Source organism: Streptomyces sp. NPDC033216 (assembly GCF_055577115.1).
In genome coordinates this window covers 466,132-485,515 of sequence record NZ_JBVIQK010000005.1, presented here as the reverse complement: position 1 = coordinate 485,515, position 19,384 = coordinate 466,132, and the positions used below count along the sequence as shown (strand labels likewise).

Annotated in this window: 13 protein-coding genes; 8 read left to right on the top strand and 5 right to left on the bottom strand. The window is 73.2% G+C overall.

The window, feature by feature from the left end; all coding sequences use genetic code 11:
* Positions 1 to 163: 163 nt before the first annotated feature.
* Positions 164 to 613 carry a metallopeptidase family protein gene (locus ACZ5Y0_RS13835; protein WP_469128850.1) on the top strand — a complete coding sequence of 150 codons (450 nt, stop codon included), beginning with the start codon at positions 164 to 166 and terminating at the stop codon, positions 611 to 613.
* A 30-nt stretch (positions 614 to 643) separates the two neighbouring features.
* On the opposite strand, the gene ACZ5Y0_RS13830 is transcribed toward ACZ5Y0_RS13835, so the two are convergent.
* From ACZ5Y0_RS13830 to ACZ5Y0_RS13820, 3 genes are all read right to left on the bottom strand, one after another.
* Positions 644 to 2,233 (bottom strand): DUF5719 family protein, encoded by a 1,590-nt coding sequence (locus ACZ5Y0_RS13830; protein ID WP_469128849.1) that lies wholly within the window; start codon positions 2,231 to 2,233, stop codon positions 644 to 646.
* Entirely contained in the window at positions 2,230 to 5,907 is a 3,678-nt protein-coding gene (locus ACZ5Y0_RS13825) for a glycosyltransferase (protein ID WP_469128848.1), read from the bottom strand. Before ACZ5Y0_RS13825 ends, ACZ5Y0_RS13830 begins: the two co-directional genes overlap by 4 nt.
* 168 nt (positions 5,908 to 6,075) lie before the next feature.
* Positions 6,076 to 6,345: a WhiB family transcriptional regulator gene (locus tag ACZ5Y0_RS13820; protein ID WP_020128551.1), complete on the bottom strand. Its 270-nt coding sequence runs from the start codon at positions 6,343 to 6,345 to the stop codon at positions 6,076 to 6,078.
* 718 nt (positions 6,346 to 7,063) lie between these two features.
* Here ACZ5Y0_RS13820 and ACZ5Y0_RS13815 point away from each other — a divergent pair.
* The 4 genes from ACZ5Y0_RS13815 to ACZ5Y0_RS13800 all read left to right on the top strand — a co-directional run bounded on the left by ACZ5Y0_RS13815 (position 7,064) and on the right by ACZ5Y0_RS13800 (position 11,090).
* A complete protein-coding gene (locus ACZ5Y0_RS13815) occupies positions 7,064 to 7,567 on the top strand; it encodes a cysteine dioxygenase (RefSeq protein WP_469128847.1) in 504 nt (167 codons plus the stop codon).
* 95 nt (positions 7,568 to 7,662) lie between these two features.
* Entirely contained in the window at positions 7,663 to 8,622 is a 960-nt protein-coding gene (cofD, locus tag ACZ5Y0_RS13810; protein ID WP_469128846.1) for a 2-phospho-L-lactate transferase, read from the top strand.
* A complete protein-coding gene (locus tag ACZ5Y0_RS13805; protein ID WP_469128845.1) occupies positions 8,619 to 9,923 on the top strand; it encodes a coenzyme F420-0:L-glutamate ligase in 1,305 nt (434 codons plus the stop codon). The genes cofD and ACZ5Y0_RS13805 overlap by 4 nt, the downstream gene beginning before the upstream one ends.
* Positions 9,924 to 10,073: 150 nt before the next feature.
* Entirely contained in the window at positions 10,074 to 11,090 is a 1,017-nt protein-coding gene (locus ACZ5Y0_RS13800) for a DNA-3-methyladenine glycosylase family protein (RefSeq protein ID WP_469128844.1), read from the top strand.
* 628 nt (positions 11,091 to 11,718) lie between these two features.
* Here ACZ5Y0_RS13800 and manB read toward each other — a convergent pair.
* Positions 11,719 to 12,801 (bottom strand): mannose-1-phosphate guanylyltransferase, encoded by a 1,083-nt coding sequence (gene manB, locus ACZ5Y0_RS13795; protein WP_469128843.1) that lies wholly within the window; start codon positions 12,799 to 12,801, stop codon positions 11,719 to 11,721.
* Positions 12,802 to 13,008: 207 nt separating this feature from the next.
* Positions 13,009 to 14,490 (bottom strand): peptidoglycan recognition protein family protein, encoded by a 1,482-nt coding sequence (locus tag ACZ5Y0_RS13790; protein ID WP_469128842.1) that lies wholly within the window; start codon positions 14,488 to 14,490, stop codon positions 13,009 to 13,011.
* Positions 14,491 to 14,619: 129 nt separating this feature from the next.
* Between ACZ5Y0_RS13790 and ACZ5Y0_RS13785 the strand changes: the two genes are divergently transcribed.
* The 3 genes from ACZ5Y0_RS13785 to ACZ5Y0_RS13775 all read left to right on the top strand — a co-directional run bounded on the left by ACZ5Y0_RS13785 (position 14,620) and on the right by ACZ5Y0_RS13775 (position 19,379).
* A complete protein-coding gene (locus ACZ5Y0_RS13785; protein ID WP_469128841.1) occupies positions 14,620 to 15,378 on the top strand; it encodes a TIGR03089 family protein in 759 nt (252 codons plus the stop codon).
* A gap of 879 nt (positions 15,379 to 16,257) precedes the next feature.
* Positions 16,258 to 17,355 carry an LCP family protein gene (locus tag ACZ5Y0_RS13780; RefSeq protein ID WP_469128840.1) on the top strand — a complete coding sequence of 366 codons (1,098 nt, stop codon included), beginning with the start codon at positions 16,258 to 16,260 and terminating at the stop codon, positions 17,353 to 17,355.
* A 266-nt stretch (positions 17,356 to 17,621) separates the two neighbouring features.
* Positions 17,622 to 19,379: an LCP family protein gene (locus ACZ5Y0_RS13775; RefSeq protein ID WP_469128839.1), complete on the top strand. Its 1,758-nt coding sequence runs from the start codon at positions 17,622 to 17,624 to the stop codon at positions 19,377 to 19,379.
* The last annotated feature ends 5 nt before the right edge of the window (positions 19,380 to 19,384 follow it).

Genomic DNA, 19,384 nt, shown 5'->3' with positions numbered 1-19,384 from the left:
ATCAATTACCACGAGTTCGACGGTCTCGGAGAGATACAGAATCGAGCCGGACCTTGGCTGGAATGGTCACCCCGCGACAGGGGGAGGGCAGCGGTCGGACGGTGTCCGGGTTGCCGCGCGGAGCCGGGCGGCCGGTGGCGGCGGGCACTACGCTTCAGTAGTGATGGACAGCCCCGTACCGCCCCACGCCGCAGCCCCCGGCCCTCGTCGTCGTGATCGCCACGGACGCGGCATGCGCGGGCCGATCGCGCCCCCTCAGGTACCACTGGCAGCGAGCCGTGCCGAGGTGTTCGCGGATCTCGTGCAGGACTCCGTGGACCGGCTGGAGCGGCGGTGGCCGCAGATCGCCGACATCGACTTCATGGTGCTGGAGGTGCCGCGGCTGGGCGGAGCCGGGGAGCCGTGGAACGACGAGGCGGTTCCACTCGGCGGCACCGTCTCCGCCCGGGACGGTCGCCGCGCGCGGGTGGTCGTGTACCGGCGGCCCGTCGAGATCCGCACGAAGGGGCGCGACGAGCGGGCCGCGCTGGTGCACGAGATCGTCGTGGAACAGGTGGCGGAGCTGCTGGGGCTCACTCCGGAGACGGTGGATCCCCGCTACGGGGAGGACTGAGCGCGCGGACGCCCGCGCGCTCCCCGCCGCCTACTTCTGCAACACCGTCAGGTCCTCGTCCGTCTCCGGGACCGCCACGGTGCCCCGGTCGTCCGGCAGCGTCTGGACGGTGAAGCCGGGGATGCCGCCCTCCGTCGCCGCCAGGGTGCGGGAGGCGTACACCGGGGTGGCGGTGAGGTTCTCCACGGTCAGCGCGTAGGTGCCCTTCAGACCTGCGGGGACCGGGAGCCGGACGTCCTGGGTGGTGCCCTGCTTGATCGTGTACGTCTGGGAGGCCGCGGTGCCTCCCCCGGTGCCCGTCGACGCGGTGACCTCGACCTTGGCGGTGCCCGTGGGCGCGGTCAGGGAGAGCGTGGCGTCCTTGGCGCCGTTGCCGACGGCGGACGCGCGCGTGCCGATCGGGCCGGTGGCGGGGATGAACGCCGACTCCTGCTTGTCGCCCTTGCCGCGCACGACCCGGACGGCCGCGACGACCGGCGCCGACCCGTCGGTGGGCGTCAGGACCAGCGACCCGGCCTCCCCGCGCGTGACGTCGCCCAGGTCGACCGCGGTCGTCATGCCTCCCTTGACGTGCATCGTCTCCTGGCCGGCGGGGGTGATCAGGCCGGTGGGAGAGGCGAGTTGGACCTTGAGGTCGGCGTCGGCGTCGCCCGGCGCGAAGGCGACCAGGCGGACCGCCGTGGCGTCCTTGGGAATGCCGGGGACGACCAGGGTGCCCGCCGGGTCGGTGGACGCGGCCAGCCAGTCGCCGCCGAGCTTGTCGTCCAGGGCCTGTACGGCGGCGCCGACGCGGCCGCTGCGGACGTTCACGTGGAGGGTCAGGTCGTCCTGCTTCTCGCCGGAGAGCGTGGACAGCAGGATCGGCTCGCTGGAGTGCGCCGGGATCGTGAGGCCCTCGCCGACCGTGGTCGCGACGGCGCCGTCCTTGCCGTACAGCTCGATGTCGGCGACGGCCGCGGAGTCGTCGGGGTTGGTGAGATGGACGTAGTCCGTGCGGTCGGCCGCGGTGCTGACGCCGGGGAACCAGAACTCCGTGTCCGGGGCGGTGCAGGTGACCCCGAGCAGGCCGCGGCCGGCGCCCGCGGCGACCTGGGTGGTCTGCTGGACCGTCCAACCGGGCGCGAACCCGCCCTCGGCGGTGCCCACGAGCGCGGGCTCGTCGGCGCCGGAGACTTCACCGGTGGCCGGTGTGCCGGGTGCCTTGGGGGTCAGGACGGGCTTGGCCACTGTCTTCTCGCCGTCGGCCGACTTGTCCGCCGTCTTCTCGCCGTCGGCCTTCTTGTCGGTGTCCGTCGTGTCCGCGGTCCTGTCGTCCTCGGCCGTCTTCTCGTCGCCCTCGCCGGCGGCCGTGTCCGTCGACTCGCGAGCCGCTGCCCTCAGTTCGGCCGAGCCGTCACTCCCGGCGCCCTTGGTGACGGGCGTGAACGACGTGTACGTCGTCTCGGCGAGGTCGGAGGCGCTGGGCGCCGGGCAGAGCAGGCCGGTGCGCTCCACGGGCAGGACGGCGGCCGCCTCGGCGGTGTCCGTGCCGGACGCGTCCGGCTCGCTGAGCGTGGCGAACCCGGTGACGGCGGCCAGGGCTACCGTGCCGGCGATCAGGGACAGGGTGGTGCGGTTCACTGCTGGCTCCCGTCGGGACGCTCGCTGCCGGTGCCGTGGGGGTGCCGCGCCGGGTCGTAGGCGGAGTCGTAGGCCCCCTGCTGGTACGCCGACGGATCGTAGCCCTGCTGGTACGCCTGGTCGTACGCGGCGGTGGCCTCGGGGTGGGCCTCGTAGGCGTACGGGTCGTACTGGCCCGCCCGGTAGGGGTCGTAGGCGGTCTGGTCGTACGTTTCCGCCGGGTACTGCTGGGGGGCACCCTGGTACTGCTCGTCGCCGTAGGCGTCGTACCGGGCGGGCGGTTGGGCCGGTGCCTCCCAGTCGGCGTAGGACTGCTGCTGCGGTACCGCGGCCGGGGTGTCCTCCTGCGCGGGGGACGTCACGTCCTCGCCCTGGCCGGGGTCCTCGGACTCGGCCTGGGCCCGCAGGCGGCGGGCGCGGCGGCCTTCGCCCTCGACCGCCCGGCCGGGGACCGGCTGCTCCTCGGGGAGGTCGTCGTCGACGTCGCGGCGGCGGCCGGGCAGGGCGAGGACGACCAGGACGAGGGCGAGGACGCCCTGTGCCCACAGCCAGGCGGTGTGGCCGAAGGGGTCGTCGTAGGTGACGTCGAGTCTGCCGCCGGAGGCGGGCAGTTCGAAGCCCTGGGCCCAGCCGTCGACGGTGGTGCGGGTGAGCGGTTCGCCGTCGAGAGTGGCGGTCCAGCCGTCGGCGGCGGCGTCGGCCAGCCGCAGGATCCGGCCGTCGGCGCCCTCGGGGATCGTGGTGTGGATGTCGACCGGGCCCGCGGCGACCGGCGTCGGGGTGCCCTTGCCGGAGGCGGTGACGATCGCCGCGCGGGAGACCTCCTGGTCCACCCGCCACAGGGCGCTGCCGTCCTGCTGGCTGAGCCGGGACAGGCCGGGCGTGGCGTCGAGGACGCGGGTGACCTCACGGGGTGCGCCCTTGTGGACGAGGACGTAGCGCACGGCGAACCTGCCGAGCTGGTCGGCCTGGTCGGCGCCCGAGCCGGCGACGAGGTTGGCGACGACCTTGCCGAGCGTGCCGTCGTCCCCGTCGGCCGCGGCCAGTTCGGCGTCGCCCATCCGGGCGCCGGAGCCGCGGACCAGCATGTAGCCGACGTGGGCGGTGGAGTCGCTGTCGAGGACGAGGGTGCGGGCCTGGTCGCGGGTGTTGCTCTCCTCGGCGACGAACGCGGGTACCTGCACCGGGTCGCGGCGCTCCAGGGGGCCGTCGGCGCCGCCGAGCATCCAGCCCGCGGCGACGAGGAGCGGGCCGGCGGCCGACGCGAAGGCGATGAGGGCGGCGACCGGCTGGCGCCAGCCGAAGCTCTGCTCGGCGACGCGCGTGCGTGCGCCGTCGGCGCCCATGAGGGCGGCGGCGAGCAGGGCGATGCCGTAGACGAGAGTGGCGGGGCCGGCCCACGTCGAGCTGTTGGACAGGACCGCGAAGACGAGGCCGACCAGGGCGACCGCCCAGGCCGTCCAGATGCCGAACTGGCGCTCCGCGCGCAGCAGGGCGGCCAGCGCGGCCAGGACGACGCCGATGAGCATCAGGCCGCTGACCGTGCCGGGGCCACCGGGGCTGATGCCGAGCAGGTCGGTCGCGGTGGCCGCCGAAGGGCCGTACTCCAGGCCGGCCTCGGTGAAGAAGCCGAGCGGGAGCAGCGACAGCGACCAGGGCGCGAGGACCAGCAGGGGCGTGCCGAGCTGGACGAGGAAGCGCAGGCCGTGGGCGGGGATGTCGGTGCGGCGCACGGCGCGGACGGCGAGGACGGCGAGGCCGAGGATCAGCGCGATGGGCCAGATGATCGGCGTGAACGCGGTGGTGAGGGTCAGCAGCAGGGCGTACGCCCAGGTGGCGCGCCAGCTGCCGCGCGCGCCGGAGGAGTGGGCGAGGCCGCTCGCGGCGATGCCCGCGCGGGCGATGAGCGGCAGCAGGACGGCCAGGACGGCGGTGCCGATGCGGCCGCCCGCGAGGGCGCCGGTGGCGGCCGGCAGGAAGGCGTAGACGACGGCGCCCCACGCGCGCAACAGGCTCGACCCGACGAGCGGGCGGGAGGCGAAGTAGGCGGCGAGGCCCGCCAGCGGCACCGAGCAGACCAGCAGCACGGTGACGGCGAGGCCGGTCGAACCGAACAGCAGGGAGGCGAACAGGGCGACGACGGCGAGGTAGGGCGGGGCGGACGGGGTGCCGCCGGCCCCGACCGGGTGCCAGGCGTCGAGGTAGCGCGACCACAGTTCCGAGGCGTCGGCCGGGGCGGGCAGCAGGGCCCCTCCGGCGAGGGCGCCGCCGCCCAGGAGGTTGCGGCAGGCGACCAGGGAGACCAGCAGCAGCACCAGGAACAGCACCGGGCCCGGTTTGCGGGCGATGCGCTTGAGGCGGACGAACTGTTCGACCTCGAGGAAGTCGGCGTCGTCGCCGCCGGGTCCCGATTCGACGGCTCCGCCGTGCCGGCCGGCTCCGGTCGTGGTCTCGGTGTCGGTGGCGCCGAAGAGGTTGCCCGCGACCTGTTCGACGGTGGCCCGCACGGTCGCGCCCGGCGGCGGGAACAGCGGGCGCAGCTCGTCCTTGTCGATCTGGGAGCCGCCGCGCCGGCGTCGCCCGGCGATGATCCGCTCGGGCCGCAGCAGGATGCCGAGCAGGCCGCGGATCTCGTCGAGGGCCTGTCCGGGGACCTTGCCGACGAGGTTGGCGACGGTCCGCAGGAGGGTGCCGAGGACCAGGCGGACCAGGATCCAGGGCAGCAGGGCGGTACGGCTGTTGACCAGGAGGGTGTAGACGGCGCCGGCCTTGTCGACCTTGTGGGGAGAGGCCGTGGTGCGGCCCGCGCAGTCGACGGCGCGCCGCTCGCGGGAGGCGGCCTCGGCGTGCCGGACGACGGCGTCGGGGGCCACGAGCACGCGGTGGCCTGCGGCGTGCGCGCGCCAGCACAGGTCGATGTCGTCGCGCATGAGGGGGAGGCGGCGGTCGAAGCCGCCGAGTTCCTCGAACACGTCGCGGCGGACGAGCATGCCGGCGGTGGACACGGCCAGCACCGGGCGCACGTGGTCGTGCTGGCCCTGGTCCTGTTCGCGGCGGTCCAGGCCGGTCCAGCGGCGGCCGGAGTGGGCGATGGTGACGCCGACCTCGAGGAGCTGGCGGCGGTCGTACCAGCCGCGGAGCTTGGGGCCGACGACGGCGACGTCGTCCCGGCCCAGCTCGAGTTCGTTGTCCACGACGCGCAACAGCTCGGCCAGGGCGTCCGGTTCGGGTGCGCAGTCGTCGTGCAGCAGCCAGAGCCACTGGAGGGGTTCGCCGTGCGGAAGGTCGGGTAGGTCGTAGGCGTCGTCGCGCCAGGTGCGCGTGACGGGGTCCCAGCCGCTGGGGCGCTTCAGGTACGGCAGTTCGTCGGGGGTGAGGACCGGGGCGCTGCGGTTGGCCTCCTCGACGGCCTGGCCGAATCCGGTGCGCCGGGCGAGGTGCAGGACGCGGTCGGCGCCGAGGGCGTCGGTGACCAGCTGGGCCGAGTCGTCCGCGCTGCCGGTGTCGGCGGCCACGACGGCTTGGACGGGGCGCTCCTGGCCGAGCAGACCGGCGAGCGCGTCGGGCAGCCAGCGGGCGCCGTCGTGGGAGACGAGGACCGCGGTCACCACGTGGCGCGGGAACTCAGGAGTGGCAGCGTCGCGCTGACCTGCCGTTTGGCTGTGCACGGACATCGAGGTACGGGCCCCGGTTCGGTGGACTGCGGTGGACGCCCGCGCCGCGTGCGGGCGGCGGGGCGTCTCGGACGAGCGCCCACACTATCGGCTGGGCACGACGGCGGCCCGCCACCTGTGGACAACCCACCTGCGACGGGCCGTTCGAAGCCTCGGACCCGGCCCCGTTCAGACGGCGGCCTTCTTCAGTCGGCGGCGCTCCCGCTCGGACAGGCCTCCCCAGATGCCGAATCTCTCGTCGTTGGCGAGGGCGTACTCGAGGCATTCGGAGCGGACCTCGCAGGCGAGGCAGACCTTCTTGGCCTCGCGGGTGGAGCCGCCCTTCTCGGGGAAGAAGGACTCGGGGTCGGTCTGGGCGCACAGTGCGCGCTCCTGCCAGCCGAGTTCCTCGTCCGCGTCGTCGACGTCGACCAGCAGTTGCTGCACCAGCTCGGTCATGTGCGCCCCTCGCTCTGTCTTTCGCGTCCCCGTGACGTGGCCGTCACCGATGGCGGCTGAACGACACGAGTGAAATTACAAGTGTGCTGATCCGGGCGAGTCAAGCTGAGATCTGCTATTGGGCCTCTTATTCACTCTGCGGAACCAAGGCCATGCGTTTAGTGTTCAAATCGGCATAAACCTTGACACACAGATGAGGCCCCGGAAGACCCCCGCCCCGCACAGCGCCTGTGCGGGGACAGACGCCCTCAGGAGCGATCCCGTTCCGACACGTGTCCGGAAGCGAACCGGATCACATGCGGATCACGGGATCGCAACGGGCCCACGCGCCCGGCTTGTGCGCCTTGTGTCCCGGTGGGGGCATGCACAAACCTTTCACCTCGCAGATGAGCCTGATGAGGTGAACCGGTCTCGCATGGCGGCTGCCGAGTTGACACCGAGGGTGTCAACCGCTGTCCTTGTGGGCATGCTCGCGAACTTGGCACTCACCTCGACCCGCACCGCCGGGTCCCGCGGTGCTGTCCTCGCTCGCCGTAGCTGTTGTTGCTGTTCCAGCTGTTGAGCCTGCCCCATCGCTCCGGCTGTTCCGAGTCCGACCGTGACTCGGCTGCCTGTTCCAGGGCCCGCACCCGGGCACCCCCTCCCGCCCGTGATCCGGGCGGACGGTACGTGACACCCAGCCCCCACCTCTTCTTCCGCCGAGGAACCACCGCATCCCATGAACAGCGACAGCGACCTCCAGATCGCCGGGGACATCCTCGAAGTCCCGCACCTCCTCCAGCCCCCCCGTGAGCACCCGAGCACCGTCGCCGAGTTCGCCGGCCTGGCCCGCTCCGTCGCCGCCGACCGCTCCCAGTGGGAGCACCTGGTCCGGTACGACGCGACCACCCGCTGGTACCACCGGCTGCGCACCGGCCCCGGCTACGAGGTGTGGCTGCTGTCATGGGTGCCCGGTCAGGGCAGCGGACTGCACGACCACGGCCGCTCCTCCGGCGTGCTGACCGTCCTGGAGGGCACGCTGACCGAGCGCACGGAGCGCGGCACGCGCGTGTTGACGGCGGGCGTGGTGGGCGCCCAGCGGGTGTTCGCTCCGGGGTACGTCCACGAGGTCGTCAACGACGCGCTGGAGCCCGCCGTGAGTCTGCACGTGTACTTCCCCGGCCTGACCGAGATGCCGATGCACGAGACGCCGTACTGCGAGGGGCGTGCCGTGACCGCGTGACGCGTCGGCGCGCCGCGTGCGGTGTGCCGCGTACCGCGTGGGGGTGTGCGGCGACCGTGTGACCGGTTGTCGTGCCCGCCTGCCAGACTTGACGCATGCGCATTGTGGTTCTGGCAGGCGGCATCGGTGGTGCCCGGTTCCTGCGCGGTCTGAAGCGGGCCGCGCCGGACGCGGACATCACGGTCATCGGCAACACCGGGGACGACATCCACCTCTTCGGGCTGAAGGTCTGCCCGGACCTCGACACGGTGATGTACACGCTCGGCGGCGGCATCAACGAGGAGCAGGGCTGGGGGCGGACCGACGAGACGTTCCATCTCAAGGAGGAGCTCGCGGCGTACGGCGTGGAGCCCCAGTGGTTCGGACTGGGTGACCGGGACTTCGCGACGCACATCGTGCGGACGCAGATGATCGGCGCCGGGTATCCGCTCAGCGCGGTCACCGAGGCGCTGTGCGACCGGTGGAAGCCAGGAGTGCGGCTGATCCCGATGAGCGACGACCGCGTGGAGACGCATGTCGCCGTCGATGTCCACGGCGAGCGCAAGGCCGTCCATTTCCAGGAGTACTGGGTACGGCTGCGGGCGTCCGTGCCGGCCCAGGCGATCGTGCCCGTCGGCGCCGAGCAGGCCAAGCCCGCGCCCGGTGTGCTGGAGGCGATCGCGGAGGCGGACGTCGTCCTCTTCCCGCCGTCGAACCCCGTCGTGTCCATCGGCACGATCCTCGCCGTGCCCGGCATCCGCGAGGCGATCGCCGAGGCCGGGGTGCCGGTCGTGGGCCTCTCCCCCATCGTCGGTGACGCGCCCGTGCGCGGGATGGCCGACAAGGTGCTCGCGGCGGTCGGCGTGGAGTCGACGGCGGCGGCGGTCGCCGAGCACTACGGCTCGGGACTGCTGGACGGCTGGCTCGTGGACACCGTCGACACCGGTTGGGTGGAGCGGGTCGAGGCCGCCGGGATCCGCTGCCGGGCCGTCCCCCTGATGATGACCGACGTCGACGCGAGCGCGCGGATGGCCCAGGAGGCACTGGCGCTGGCCGAGGAGGTGCGGGACGCGTGAGCGCGCAGACCGGTTACCGCGTCTGGGCCGTGGGCGGACTGCCCGAGGTGCGGGCCGGCGACGACCTCGCCAAGCTGATCGCCGTCGCCGAGCCGGGGCTCGCCGACGGCGACGTCCTGCTGGTGACCTCGAAGATCGTGTCCAAGGCGGAGGGCCGCGTCGTCCGGGCGGACGACCGGGAGGCCGCGATCGACGCGGAGACCGTGCGGGTCGTCGCCCGGCGCGGGGCGCTGCGCATCGTCGAGAACCGGCAGGGTCTGGTCATGGCCGCCGCCGGCGTGGACGCCTCCAACACCCCTGCCGGCACCGTGCTGTTGCTGCCCGAGGACCCGGACGCCTCCGCGCGCGCGATTCGCGACGGGCTGCGCGACGCGCTCGGCGTGGACGTCGGGGTCGTCGTCACCGACACCTTCGGGCGGCCCTGGCGCGCGGGGCTCACCGACGTGGCCGTCGGCGCCGCGGGCGTACGCGTGCTGGACGATCTGCGGGGCGGCACGGACGCGTACGGCAACCCGCTCAGCGCGACCGTCGTCGCCACGGCGGACGAACTGGCCGCCGCGGGCGACCTGGTGAAGGGGAAGGCCTCTGGGCTGCCCGTGGCCGTGGTGCGGGGTCTGCCCCATGTCGTGGCCGACGGCGACGGGGAGGGCGCCCGCGCCATGGTGCGCGGCGCGCGCGACGACATGTTCCGGCTCGGGACGTCCGAGGCGGTACGGCTGGCGGTCACCCAGCGCCGGACCGTACGGTCCTTCACCGACGAGCCGGTCGATCCCGGCGCGGTTCGCCGGGCGGTGGCCGCGGCGGTCACGGCGCCGGCACCGCATCACACGACTCCGTGGCGGTTCGTGCTGCTGGAGTCGGCGGAGTCCAGGATCCGTCTGCTGGACGCCATGCGGGAGGCGTGGATCGAGGATCTGCGGCGGGACGGGAAGTCCGAGGAGTCGATCGCCAAGCGGGTGCGGCGCGGGGACGTCCTGCGCAACGCGCCCTATCTGGTCGTGCCGTGCCTGGTGATGGACGGCTCGCACACCTATGGCGACGCGCGGCGGGACGCGGCCGAGCGGGAGATGTTCGTCGTCGCGACCGGGGCCGGGGTGCAGAACTTCCTCGTCGCGCTGGCCGGGGAGCGGCTGGGGTCCGCGTGGGTGTCGTCGACCATGTTCTGCCGGGACGTGGTGCGCGAGGTGCTGGAGCTGCCCGGGGACTGGGATCCGATGGGGGCGGTGGCGGTCGGGCACCCGGCGGAGGAGCCGAAGGCTCGGGGCGAGCGGGAGGTGGAGGGGTTCGTGGCGGTGCGGTGAGAGGCTGGGAGCATCTTCCGGTCCTCCCCGGCTTGTCCCACCTGTTCGTCCACCGGGTGACCCGCCGGGTCACCCGAAGTCGCTTCACCGGTTCAGCCGAGATGCTCGTAGAGCCCAGACCCCAGCGCCCACCTAGCTAGGACCTCATTCGTGGCAGGACGATTCGATCCCCGGACCTCGCGTACGACCGTGCGCGGCGGACAGGTCGCCGTGCCCTCGCCCGCCGGACTGCCTCGGCAGGCGTCCGCGGGCGGGCGGGTGCGGACCTGGGTGCCGGACGGGCCGCTGGATCTCGGGCTGGTGCTGGGGCCGCTTCGGCGCGGGCCCGCCGATCCCACGTTCCGGGCGATGCCGGACGGGTCGGTCTGGCGGGCCAGCCTGACGCCCGGCGGACCCGGCACCCTGCGGGTCTCCGTCGTGCCCGGTGAGGCTGCTGTGCGGGGGGAGGCCTGGGGGCCGGGCGCCGAATGGCTGCTGGAGCGGCTGCCCGAGCTGCTCGGGTCCTCCGACGACCCCGCCGCCTTCGTGCCTCGGCACCGGCTCCTGGCCATGACCGTGCACCGGCGGCCGGGGCTGCGTCTGCTGCGGACCGGGCTGGTGCTGGAGTCCCTGATCCCCTCGATCCTCGAGCAGAAGGTCACCGCCGACGAGGCGTACCGGGCGTGGCGGCTGCTCGTGCGGAAGTTCGGGGAGCCGGCGCCGGGGCCCGCGGCGGGCGGGCGGCTGTGGGTGATGCCGGCGGCTCGGACCTGGGCGCTGATTCCCTCCTGGGAGTGGCACCGGGCCGGGGTCGACAACAAGCGGGCTTCGACGATTCTGCGGGCCGTGCGGGTCGCCGGGCGGCTGGAGGAGGCGGAGCGGATGCCGCCGGAGCAGGCGCGGGCTCGGTTGGAGGTGGTGCCGGGGATCGGGCCCTGGACCTCTGCGGAGGTCGTGCAGCGCAGTCATGGGGCGGCGGATGCGGTGACGGTCGGGGATCTGCACCTGCCGGGGATCGTGGGGTGGGCGTTGGCGGGGGATCGGCTCGCGGACGATGCGGTGATGTTGGCGTTGCTCGAGCCTTATGCGGGGCAACGGCACCGGGCCGCTCGGTTGATCTTGTTGAGTGGGAAGACGCCGGGGCGGCGGGCGCCTCGGATGCCGGTGGGCGACATCGGGCGGCTTTGAGGCGCGGAAGGGTGTGTGGTGGGGGTGGGGCGTCGGAGGGGTTGCGCCCCCGCCGCTCCCTCCGCCCCGAACCTGGGAGCCGCGCCCCCGCCGCCCCTTCCCGCCCCGAAGCCGGGAGCCGCGCCTCCGCCGCCCCTTCCCGCCCCGAAGCCGGGAGCCGCGCCCCCGCCGCCCCTTCCCGCCCCGAAGCCGGGAGCCGCGCCCCCGGGCCCCGGCTTCGGCCCTGGACGGGACTGGCTGGTCGGCCCTGGACGGAACTGGTCGTCGAACGCCGGGCGGGCTGAGTCGTCCCTGGGCGGGGCGGCCGGTTCGCCCCCAGCGGGTGGGCGGGGGCTCGGGGCGAAGGAATACGTCTTCGGACTGCCCGAGAGAGGCCACCCCCACACCGGATGAGTCGTCCCAGCCCATGCCGACGGGTTCGCCCCCGGTGGACGGCTGGGGGTTCGGGACGGCGCGGGTTCGTCCTGGGACTTCCCGGCCGGGCGACCCCGGCCGGGCTGGTGCGGCCGGGCTGGTGCGGCCGGGCTGCGCCGGGACGGGGAGGCCGCCTCCTGTCCCGCCGGGGCGGGTGGTGGGGTGGGTGGGCCCAGGTCCGGCGTCTGGGCGCACAGCCCCAGGGCGGGCCCCGTCACTGGTCCGAGGAGAACCTCAGCGCCGCCGCTGGGATTCGGGCGTCGCACCACACCCTCGCTCCGTCACGGAGTTCGTTGTCGGCGCCGATCACCGCGCCGTCGCCGATGACCGTGCCGGTGAGGACCGAGCGTTCGCCCACGCGGGCCCGGGTGCCGATGAGGGAGTCGGTGATCACCGCGCCGGGTTCGATGACCGCGCCGGGGAGGATCGTCGAGCCGAAGACGCGCGCCCCCTCCGCGACGAACGCCCCCTCGCCGACCACCGTGCCGCCGGTCAGCTTCGCGTCGGGCGCGACCGTGGCCGTCGGGAGGATCAGCCGGTCGCCGCAGCGGCCGGGGACCGCGGGGGACGGGGCGCGGCCGAGGACCAGGTCCGCCGAGCCGCGAACGAAGGCCGCCGGGGTGCCCAGGTCCAGCCAGTACGTCGAGTCGACCATCCCCTGGAGGTGGGCCCCGGCGGAGAGGAGGTCGGGGAACGTCTCGCGTTCCACCGAGACGGGGCGGCCGGCCGGGATCGTGTCGATGACCGAGCGGCGGAAGACGTACGCGCCCGCGTTGATCTGGTCGGTGACGATCTCCTCGGGGGTCTGGGGTTTCTCCAGGAAGGCCAGGACCTTGCCCGTGTCGTCCGTGGGGACCAGGCCGTAGGCCCTCGGGTCCGTCACCTTCGTGAGGTGGAGGGAGACGTCCGCCGCCGTCGCCTCGTGGGTGGCCACCAGGCGTCTGATGTCCAGGCCGGTGAGGATGTCGCCGTTGAAGATCAGCACCGGATCGTCGGGGCCCGAGTGGAGGCGGGACGCCACGTTGCGGATGGCGCCGCCGGTGCCGAGGGGCTCGTCCTCCGTGACGTACTCGATGTGCAGGCCCAGCGACGAACCGTCGCCGAAGTACGGTTCGAAGACCTCCGCCAGATAGCTCGTCGCCAGGACGATGTGGTCCACGCCTGCCGCCTTCGCCCGCGCCAGCTGGTGCGTGAGGAACGGCACCCCCGCCGCCCTGACCATGGGCTTGGGCGTGTGCACCGTGAGCGGGCGCAGCCGGGTGCCCTTGCCGCCGACCAGGAGGATCGCTTCTGTCACCTTCGTCTCTGCTTCCTGCCGGGACCGGCCGAACTGTCTTTCGGCGGCCAGTGTATGCAGACCGTGGTGCGGCAACTTCGATGGCCGTGCGGTGTTCCCCGCGCGGTCCCCCCGACGGCTGTGGAATATGCCCCCACTGGACGTACCGTCCGTCCCGCCGGTTCCGGCCGGGGCCTCCCCGGACCCCGGGGTCGAGGATGCGCGACGTCAGCGGCCCTGGTATCCGGCCGCCGTCGTACGGGCCGAGCCGAGCTTGCCGTAGAGCTGCCGTCCTGGGCATTCCGTCGCGAAGCCGTCCCGGTGTCCGGAGATCACGTTCAGTCGTACGTTCTTACCTTTTCGGTAGAGATTGCCACCGCCGGACGTCAGGTATGTCTTTCCTTTCGGATTGGCACCGAACAGACCCAGCTTCCATGCCGTCAGGCGGGCGATGCCCTTGACCGCGGAGGCGGACGGCTTGGTGTCGGTGAACGTGCCGAGGACCGCGATCCCCATGCTGTTGCTGTTGAAGCCGAGGGTGTGGGCACCCATGACGGGTTTCGCCACACCCCCCGCACGGCCCTCGTAGATGTTGCCGCACTTGTCGACGAGGAAGTTGTAGCCGATGTCCCGCCAGCCCAGGCTCTTGACGTGGTAGCGGTAGATGCCGCGAATGACGGACGGGGCCTGCGAGCACTTGTACTTGTTGCCCGAGGCCGTGTGGTGCACGAAGGCCGCCTTGACCTTGTTCGTGTACACGAACTTCTTCTCGCGCAGCTTCTCGTCGGCGCCCCAGCCGCGACGGGTCACGATGCCGGGACGCGGGCCGATGTACGGCTTCGCGCGCTGAGCCCCCGTCAGTTCGCGGGAGCGGAGCGGGAGGAGTTCCCGTTCGGTGCCCGCGCGGTCGAGGGCCGGGATCTCGGTGGCTCCGAGGGGGGCGAGGCCGGTGTTGGCGGCGGAGGCCGCGTTGGACTCGACGGTCGTGCCTTGGGCCGACTCCGCCCTCGCGGCCGCCGCCGCGTCCCGGGCGGCGGCGGGAGCTTCGGCCGGGACCTGGGCGGTCGCGGCTCGGCTGCGGGGCGGGCCCACCGGAGCGTGGGCGGGGGCGGTGGTGCCCGGGTCGACGAGTTCCAGGCGCATCCCCGAGGGGAGTCCGGGGGGCGAGGACATGGTGCGCGCGCCGGCCGCGGTGCCCTCCGTACGCCGTTCGGCCTCCGGGCTGACGCGGACCTCCACGCCGTCCGACTCCCCCACCCACAGCGGGGCGGTGGCGCCGCGGACGTGGCCCGAGGCGCGTTCGGGGGTGTCGGGGTCGGCGCCGTGGTCGGCGTTGTGCGTCTCGACGTCCTGCCAGTCCGACCACGTGCCGGTGTGGGCGGCGCGGGTACGGACCTGGACGCGGCCGTGCAGTTCGGCGTCCGGGTCGTCCCATACGACGCCGAGGAGGGAGAAGGACCGTACGTCCCGGCGGGGCAGGCCCTGTCGGGCTCCCGCGCCGGGGGCGCGGTCGCGGGCGAGGGGGGTCAGGGGCAGCGACTGGGTGCTGCCGGCGAGCGGGGCGGCGGGGCCGGCGGGCCGGGCCGCGGCGGGTGCCGCCTGCACGGTCGGCGCCGGACGCGCCGTCACCGCAGTGGCGGGGGGCGTCAGCGGGAGGGCTAGTGCGGCCGCACAGGTGACGCCGATCGAGGAAGCAAGCAGTCCAGGCATGCCACCGATCCTGGACATAGTCATACATTTCTGTCCATCGGGGACTTGACGAGGCGTCGAAGGGCGTTCGGCCGAACCGGTGGCCTGGTGGCGGGCGTTCACCGTGGCGCGGCGCGTACGCTGACGCGGGTGAACGCCACTGACCGCACCCCTGCCGACCTGCTGCGTTCCGCGCTCGCCGCGGATCCCGCGCGTCCCCTGGTGACCTTCTACGACGACGCCACGGGCGAACGGGTCGAATTGTCCGTGGCCACCTTCGCCAATTGGGTGGCCAAGACCGCGAACCTCCTCCAGGACGGGCTGGCCGTCGAACCCGGGGACCGTGTCGCCCTGCTGCTGCCCGCGCACTGGCAGACGGCGGTGTGGCTGGTGGCCTGCTCCTCGGTCGGGGTCGTCGCGGACATGGCCGGGGATCCGGCCCGCGCGGACTTCGTCGTGGCCGGGCCCGGCCGGTTCGAGGCGGGGCTGGCGTGCCGGGGCGAGCGGTACGCGCTGTCGCTCGCGCCGCTCGGGCGCCGGTTCGTCCCGGCGCCGCCGGAGGGGTACGCCGACTACGCGGTGGACGTCCCGACCCACGGCGACCGTTTCGCGCCGTACGCGCCCGTCGATCCCGAGGAGCCCGCGCTGATCGTGGCCGGCGCGGAATACACGAGCGCGGAGCTGGTGGAGCGCGCCCGCGCCGACGCGCCCGCCCTCGGCCTCCTGGGGCCCGGCTCCCGCCTCCTGTCGGGCCTGCCGTACGACACCTGGGAGGGCCTCAGCGCCGGTCTGTACGCCCCCCTGGCCACCGGCGGCTCGGTCGTCCTGTGCCGGAACCTGGACCAGGCGTCGGAGGAGGCCCTGACCAGGCGCATCGACAGCGAACGGGTGACGACGACGGCCCGGTGACCGCGGCCCCCTCCACTTCACCCACGTCACGGCAACCGGGCACAGCTCGGCCGAGGTCCGGGTCTGCGGCTGATCGTCGCCCGACAGCCGCCCAGCCGGCGGCCCCGGCCCCGGCCCCGGCACGCGGCCGGGGCCGCCGGCTGGGCCGAGGGCGACGCCGCGTCGTCGGCCGCGACGCCGGCCGTCGGCTCCGGTTCGGCCTGCGGCCCCGGTTCGGCCTGCGCCGCCGTGCCGCACCGCCCGGCCGTCTCCTCGGCGCTCCGCACGGCCGTCGGCCACCCGGCGCGGAGGCGGACGGCCGCTGCGGTGCGGCGGGCAGGGTCTCTTCGGCACCCGCCCGTCGCCCAGGCACGCGCTTGCCCGCGCCCCGCCCGTCCCCCGGGCACGCGCTTGCCCGTGCCCCGTCCGCCCCCGCCGGCCGAGCCGACGGCCGTGGCCCGGGCGCACCGCACGCCCGCCCGGCGGCAGCTGCCCTTCTCCGGCGGGCCGTGCCGGCCGTTTCCCGTCGCGCGCCAGGACCGGCGGCCTCTTCCGGCCGTACCGGGCGCGGCGCTGCGACCACCAGGGCGCAGCGCCCGGGCGGGCCCGGCTCCGACGCCTGGCGACCCTCGCGCCGGGCAGGCGGGCATCGCCCTGCCCAGGAAGCGCGCCCCGTCACCCGTCCGGCCCCTCCCCACCCGCGCCCCGCCCCAGCTCACGGCATCGTCGGAGGGACTGCACGGCGTTTTCGTACGGTGAGTGGGAGGGGCGAGTGCCGGAGTGAGTGGGAGCGAGAGGGCGGCCGAGCCTCTCGGACCGGAGAGCGCCCAGCCTCTCGGACCGGGGGCGGGGGCCTCCGCCCTGGGGGTGGGGCTGGTGCGGCGGCGGCGTCGGCGTCGAATGGTGGTCGGGCTGATAGTGGCGGGGTCGCTGGTGGTGGGGACCGGGGTGGCCGGGTGGGTCGTGTACGCGAAGCTCGACGGGAACATCACGCCGGACGAGGCGGCCGCGGCGGAGCTGGCGCGGTATGCGAGGGAGCGGCCGACCGCACTGGTGAAGGACGCGCAGAACGTGCTGTTGATCGGTTCGGACTCACGCGCGGGGGACGGCAACAGCGCGTACGGGCGGGATTCCGGGACCGAGCGGTCGGACACGACGATCCTGTTGCATCTGTCCGCCGGGCGGCGCAGGGCGACGGCGGTGTCGATACCCCGCGATCTCATGGTGGACGTGCCGGCCTGCCGACGACCGGACGGTTCCCGGTCGGCGCCGATGTTCGCGATGTTCAACTACGCCTTCCAGACCGGTGGTTCGGCCTGCACGATCCGGACGGTGGAGAAGTTGACGGACATCCGGGTCGACCATCACGTGGTCGTCGACTTCCACGGTTTCAAGAAGATGGTCGACGCGCTCGACGGGGTCGAGGTGTGCCTGAAGGAGCCGATCCGCGACAAGGCGGCCAAGCTGCGGCTGCCCGCGGGCCGGGTGACGCTCGACGGCGAGCAGGCCCTCGGCTATGTGCGCGCCCGCAAGACGCTCGGCGACGGCAGCGACACCGACCGGATGGACCGGCAGCAACGCTTTCTCGGAGCGCTCGTCAACAAGGCGCAGAGTGATGACGTCCTGCTGAATCCGGTGAAGCTGTATCCGGTGCTGGACGCGGCCACGTCCTCACTCACCACCGACCCGGCCCTGGCGAGCCTGCGGGGTCTCTACGAACTCGTGCGCGGCCTGCGCGACATTCCCACCGAGCAGGTGCGGTTCCTGACCGTTCCGCGGGAGTCGTACGTCTACAACCCCAACCGCGACCAACTCGTGGAGCCCGCGGCGGAGCGGCTCTTCGAGCGGTTGCGGACGGACGCGCCCGTCGCCGTCACCGCGAAAGAGCCGGGGCGTTCCACCTCTTCGGAGTCACCCGATCACGATCCGTACGCATCCCCGGACGCGGCCGAGCCGAGTTTCCGGGGGAATACGGCGGGCGACCACACCTGCACGTGAGCCGCGCGCCCCACCGCGAGTAAAGCGCTTCCCAAGCGGACCGGCCACCGCGAACTCCAGTTCAAGGAAATAGACCGTATTGCCCGGTTGTAGGGACGTGGAATTTGTCACCGTCGTCGCTCCGCGCCGAACTTGGCGGATAGTGTGAGCGATCCGGTGCACCCGGCCTGAGGACCGTTCTGGGGTCGAGCACTGTGTGACCGAGACCCGAGCGCCTTGAAGGGGGGAAAGGCGCCGCGTGGCCCCGACGGAGGATTCGGACAACCGTGGACGCGCAAGGCCGTGGGCGGGCGGACAACATCGACCCCGCAGACCAGTGGGTGCTCAATCCGGACACCGGCGAATACGAACTGCGACTGACTCCTTCCGCACCGCAATCGACGGTCCCCGGGTCCCGTAGGCGTTCCGCCCGTGCGGCGGACGGCGGTACAGGAGCCGAGCCCGCTTCCGGCGGTTCCACGACGACTCCGGAGCGGGATGCTCCGGAGGTGCCGGGGCCACGCCGTCGACGCGGCGTGCCGGAGGAGCCGCCGCCGGCCAGGCGCGGACGCCGGCCGGTGAAGAAGAAGTCGAAGGCGAAGAAGGCCCTGCTGTGGACCGGCGGGCTCACGGCCTTCGTCCTGGTGGGCACCACCGGCGCGGCCTACCTCTATCTCGAGCACCTCAACGACAACATCACCTCCGTCTCCGACGACGGCGCGAGCACCGGCGGCTTCAGCAAGGACAAGGCGATCAACATCCTGGTGATCGGCACCGACAAGCGGACCGGCGCGGGCAACGAGGGCTACGGCGACTCCGGCAGCGTGGGCCACGCCGACACGACGATCCTGCTGCACGTCTCCAAGGACCGGACGAACGCGACCGCGCTGAGCATCCCGCGCGACCTGATCGTGGACGTCCCGGACTGCCCGACCGAACAGGAGGACGGCACCAGCAAGGTCATCAAGGGCACGCAGGGCGTCCGTTTCAACACGAGCCTCGGCCAGGACGGCCGTACGCCCAGCTGCACCATGCGCACGGTGACGGAGCTGACCGGGGTCACCCCGGACAACTTCATGGTGGCCGACTTCAACGCGGTCAAGACGCTGACGACCGCGGTCGGCGGGGTCGAGGTGTGTCTGGCCAAGGACATCGACGACCCGGACTCGCACCTCAAGCTGTCGGAGGGCACGCACACCATCCAGGGCGAGCAGGCGCTGGCGTTCCTGCGCACCCGGCACTCGGTGGGCTACGGCGGCGACCTGAGCCGGATCGCGATCCAGCAGCAGTTCCTCGGCTCGCTGATGCGCAAGCTGAAGTCGAACGACACGCTCACCAGTCCCACCAAGATGATCAAGCTGGCGGAGGCGGGCACGAAAGCGCTCACCGTCGACTCCCAGCTGGACAGCATCACCAAGCTCAAGGACCTCGGTCTGGAGCTGGGCAAGCTCAACGTCAAGAACCTGACCTTCGCCACCGTGCCGGTCGTCGACAACCCGGCCGAGAAGGTCAAGGCCACCGTCATCCTCAACAGGGCGACGGCGCCCACCGTCTTCCAGATGATCCGGGACGACGTGTCCTTCACCGAGGTGAAGCAGCAGGCGAAGGCGTCGAAGGACGCGGCGGCCGCGGCCGCGGCGGCCCGCCTCAAGGGCCCCCAGTCCGCGGCCTCCGAGGTGCGGGTGCGGATCCAGAACGGCGGCGCCGAGCCCGGCAGCGCACAGGCCACTCTCAGCTGGCTACAGAATGATGAGGGCGTGACGAAGTCCGAGAACGCGGGCAACGCGCCCCAGGCACTCAGCAGGACGACGCTCGAGTACGCGCCGGAACAGGCCGCCCAGGCACGCAAGCTCGCCGCCGTCATGGGGCTGCCCGGGACCGCGCTGAAGCCGGGCGAGAGCGTCACCAACGCCCAGGGTCTGCCGACCATGACACTGACGCTGGGCAAGGACTTCAAGGGTGCGGGCGCCTCGCTCACGGCCCCGACGACCGTGCCGAACACGGTCGACAAGTCCACGGCGGACAAGGTCCAGTGCGCCAAGTAGGTAAC

Coding starts and splice junctions, on each gene's coding strand:
- ACZ5Y0_RS13835 (WP_469128850.1), top strand. CDS start 164: ATGGACAGCCCCGTACCGCCCCACGCCGCAGCCCCCGGCCCTCGTCGT.
- ACZ5Y0_RS13825 (WP_469128848.1), bottom strand. CDS start 5,907: ATGTCCGTGCACAGCCAAACGGCAGGTCAGCGCGACGCTGCCACTCCT.
- ACZ5Y0_RS13820 (WP_020128551.1), bottom strand. CDS start 6,345: ATGACCGAGCTGGTGCAGCAACTGCTGGTCGACGTCGACGACGCGGAC.
- ACZ5Y0_RS13815 (WP_469128847.1), top strand. CDS start 7,064: ATGAACAGCGACAGCGACCTCCAGATCGCCGGGGACATCCTCGAAGTC.
- cofD (WP_469128846.1), top strand. CDS start 7,663: ATGCGCATTGTGGTTCTGGCAGGCGGCATCGGTGGTGCCCGGTTCCTG.
- ACZ5Y0_RS13790 (WP_469128842.1), bottom strand. CDS start 14,490: ATGCCTGGACTGCTTGCTTCCTCGATCGGCGTCACCTGTGCGGCCGCA.
- ACZ5Y0_RS13780 (WP_469128840.1), top strand. CDS start 16,258: ATGGTGGTCGGGCTGATAGTGGCGGGGTCGCTGGTGGTGGGGACCGGG.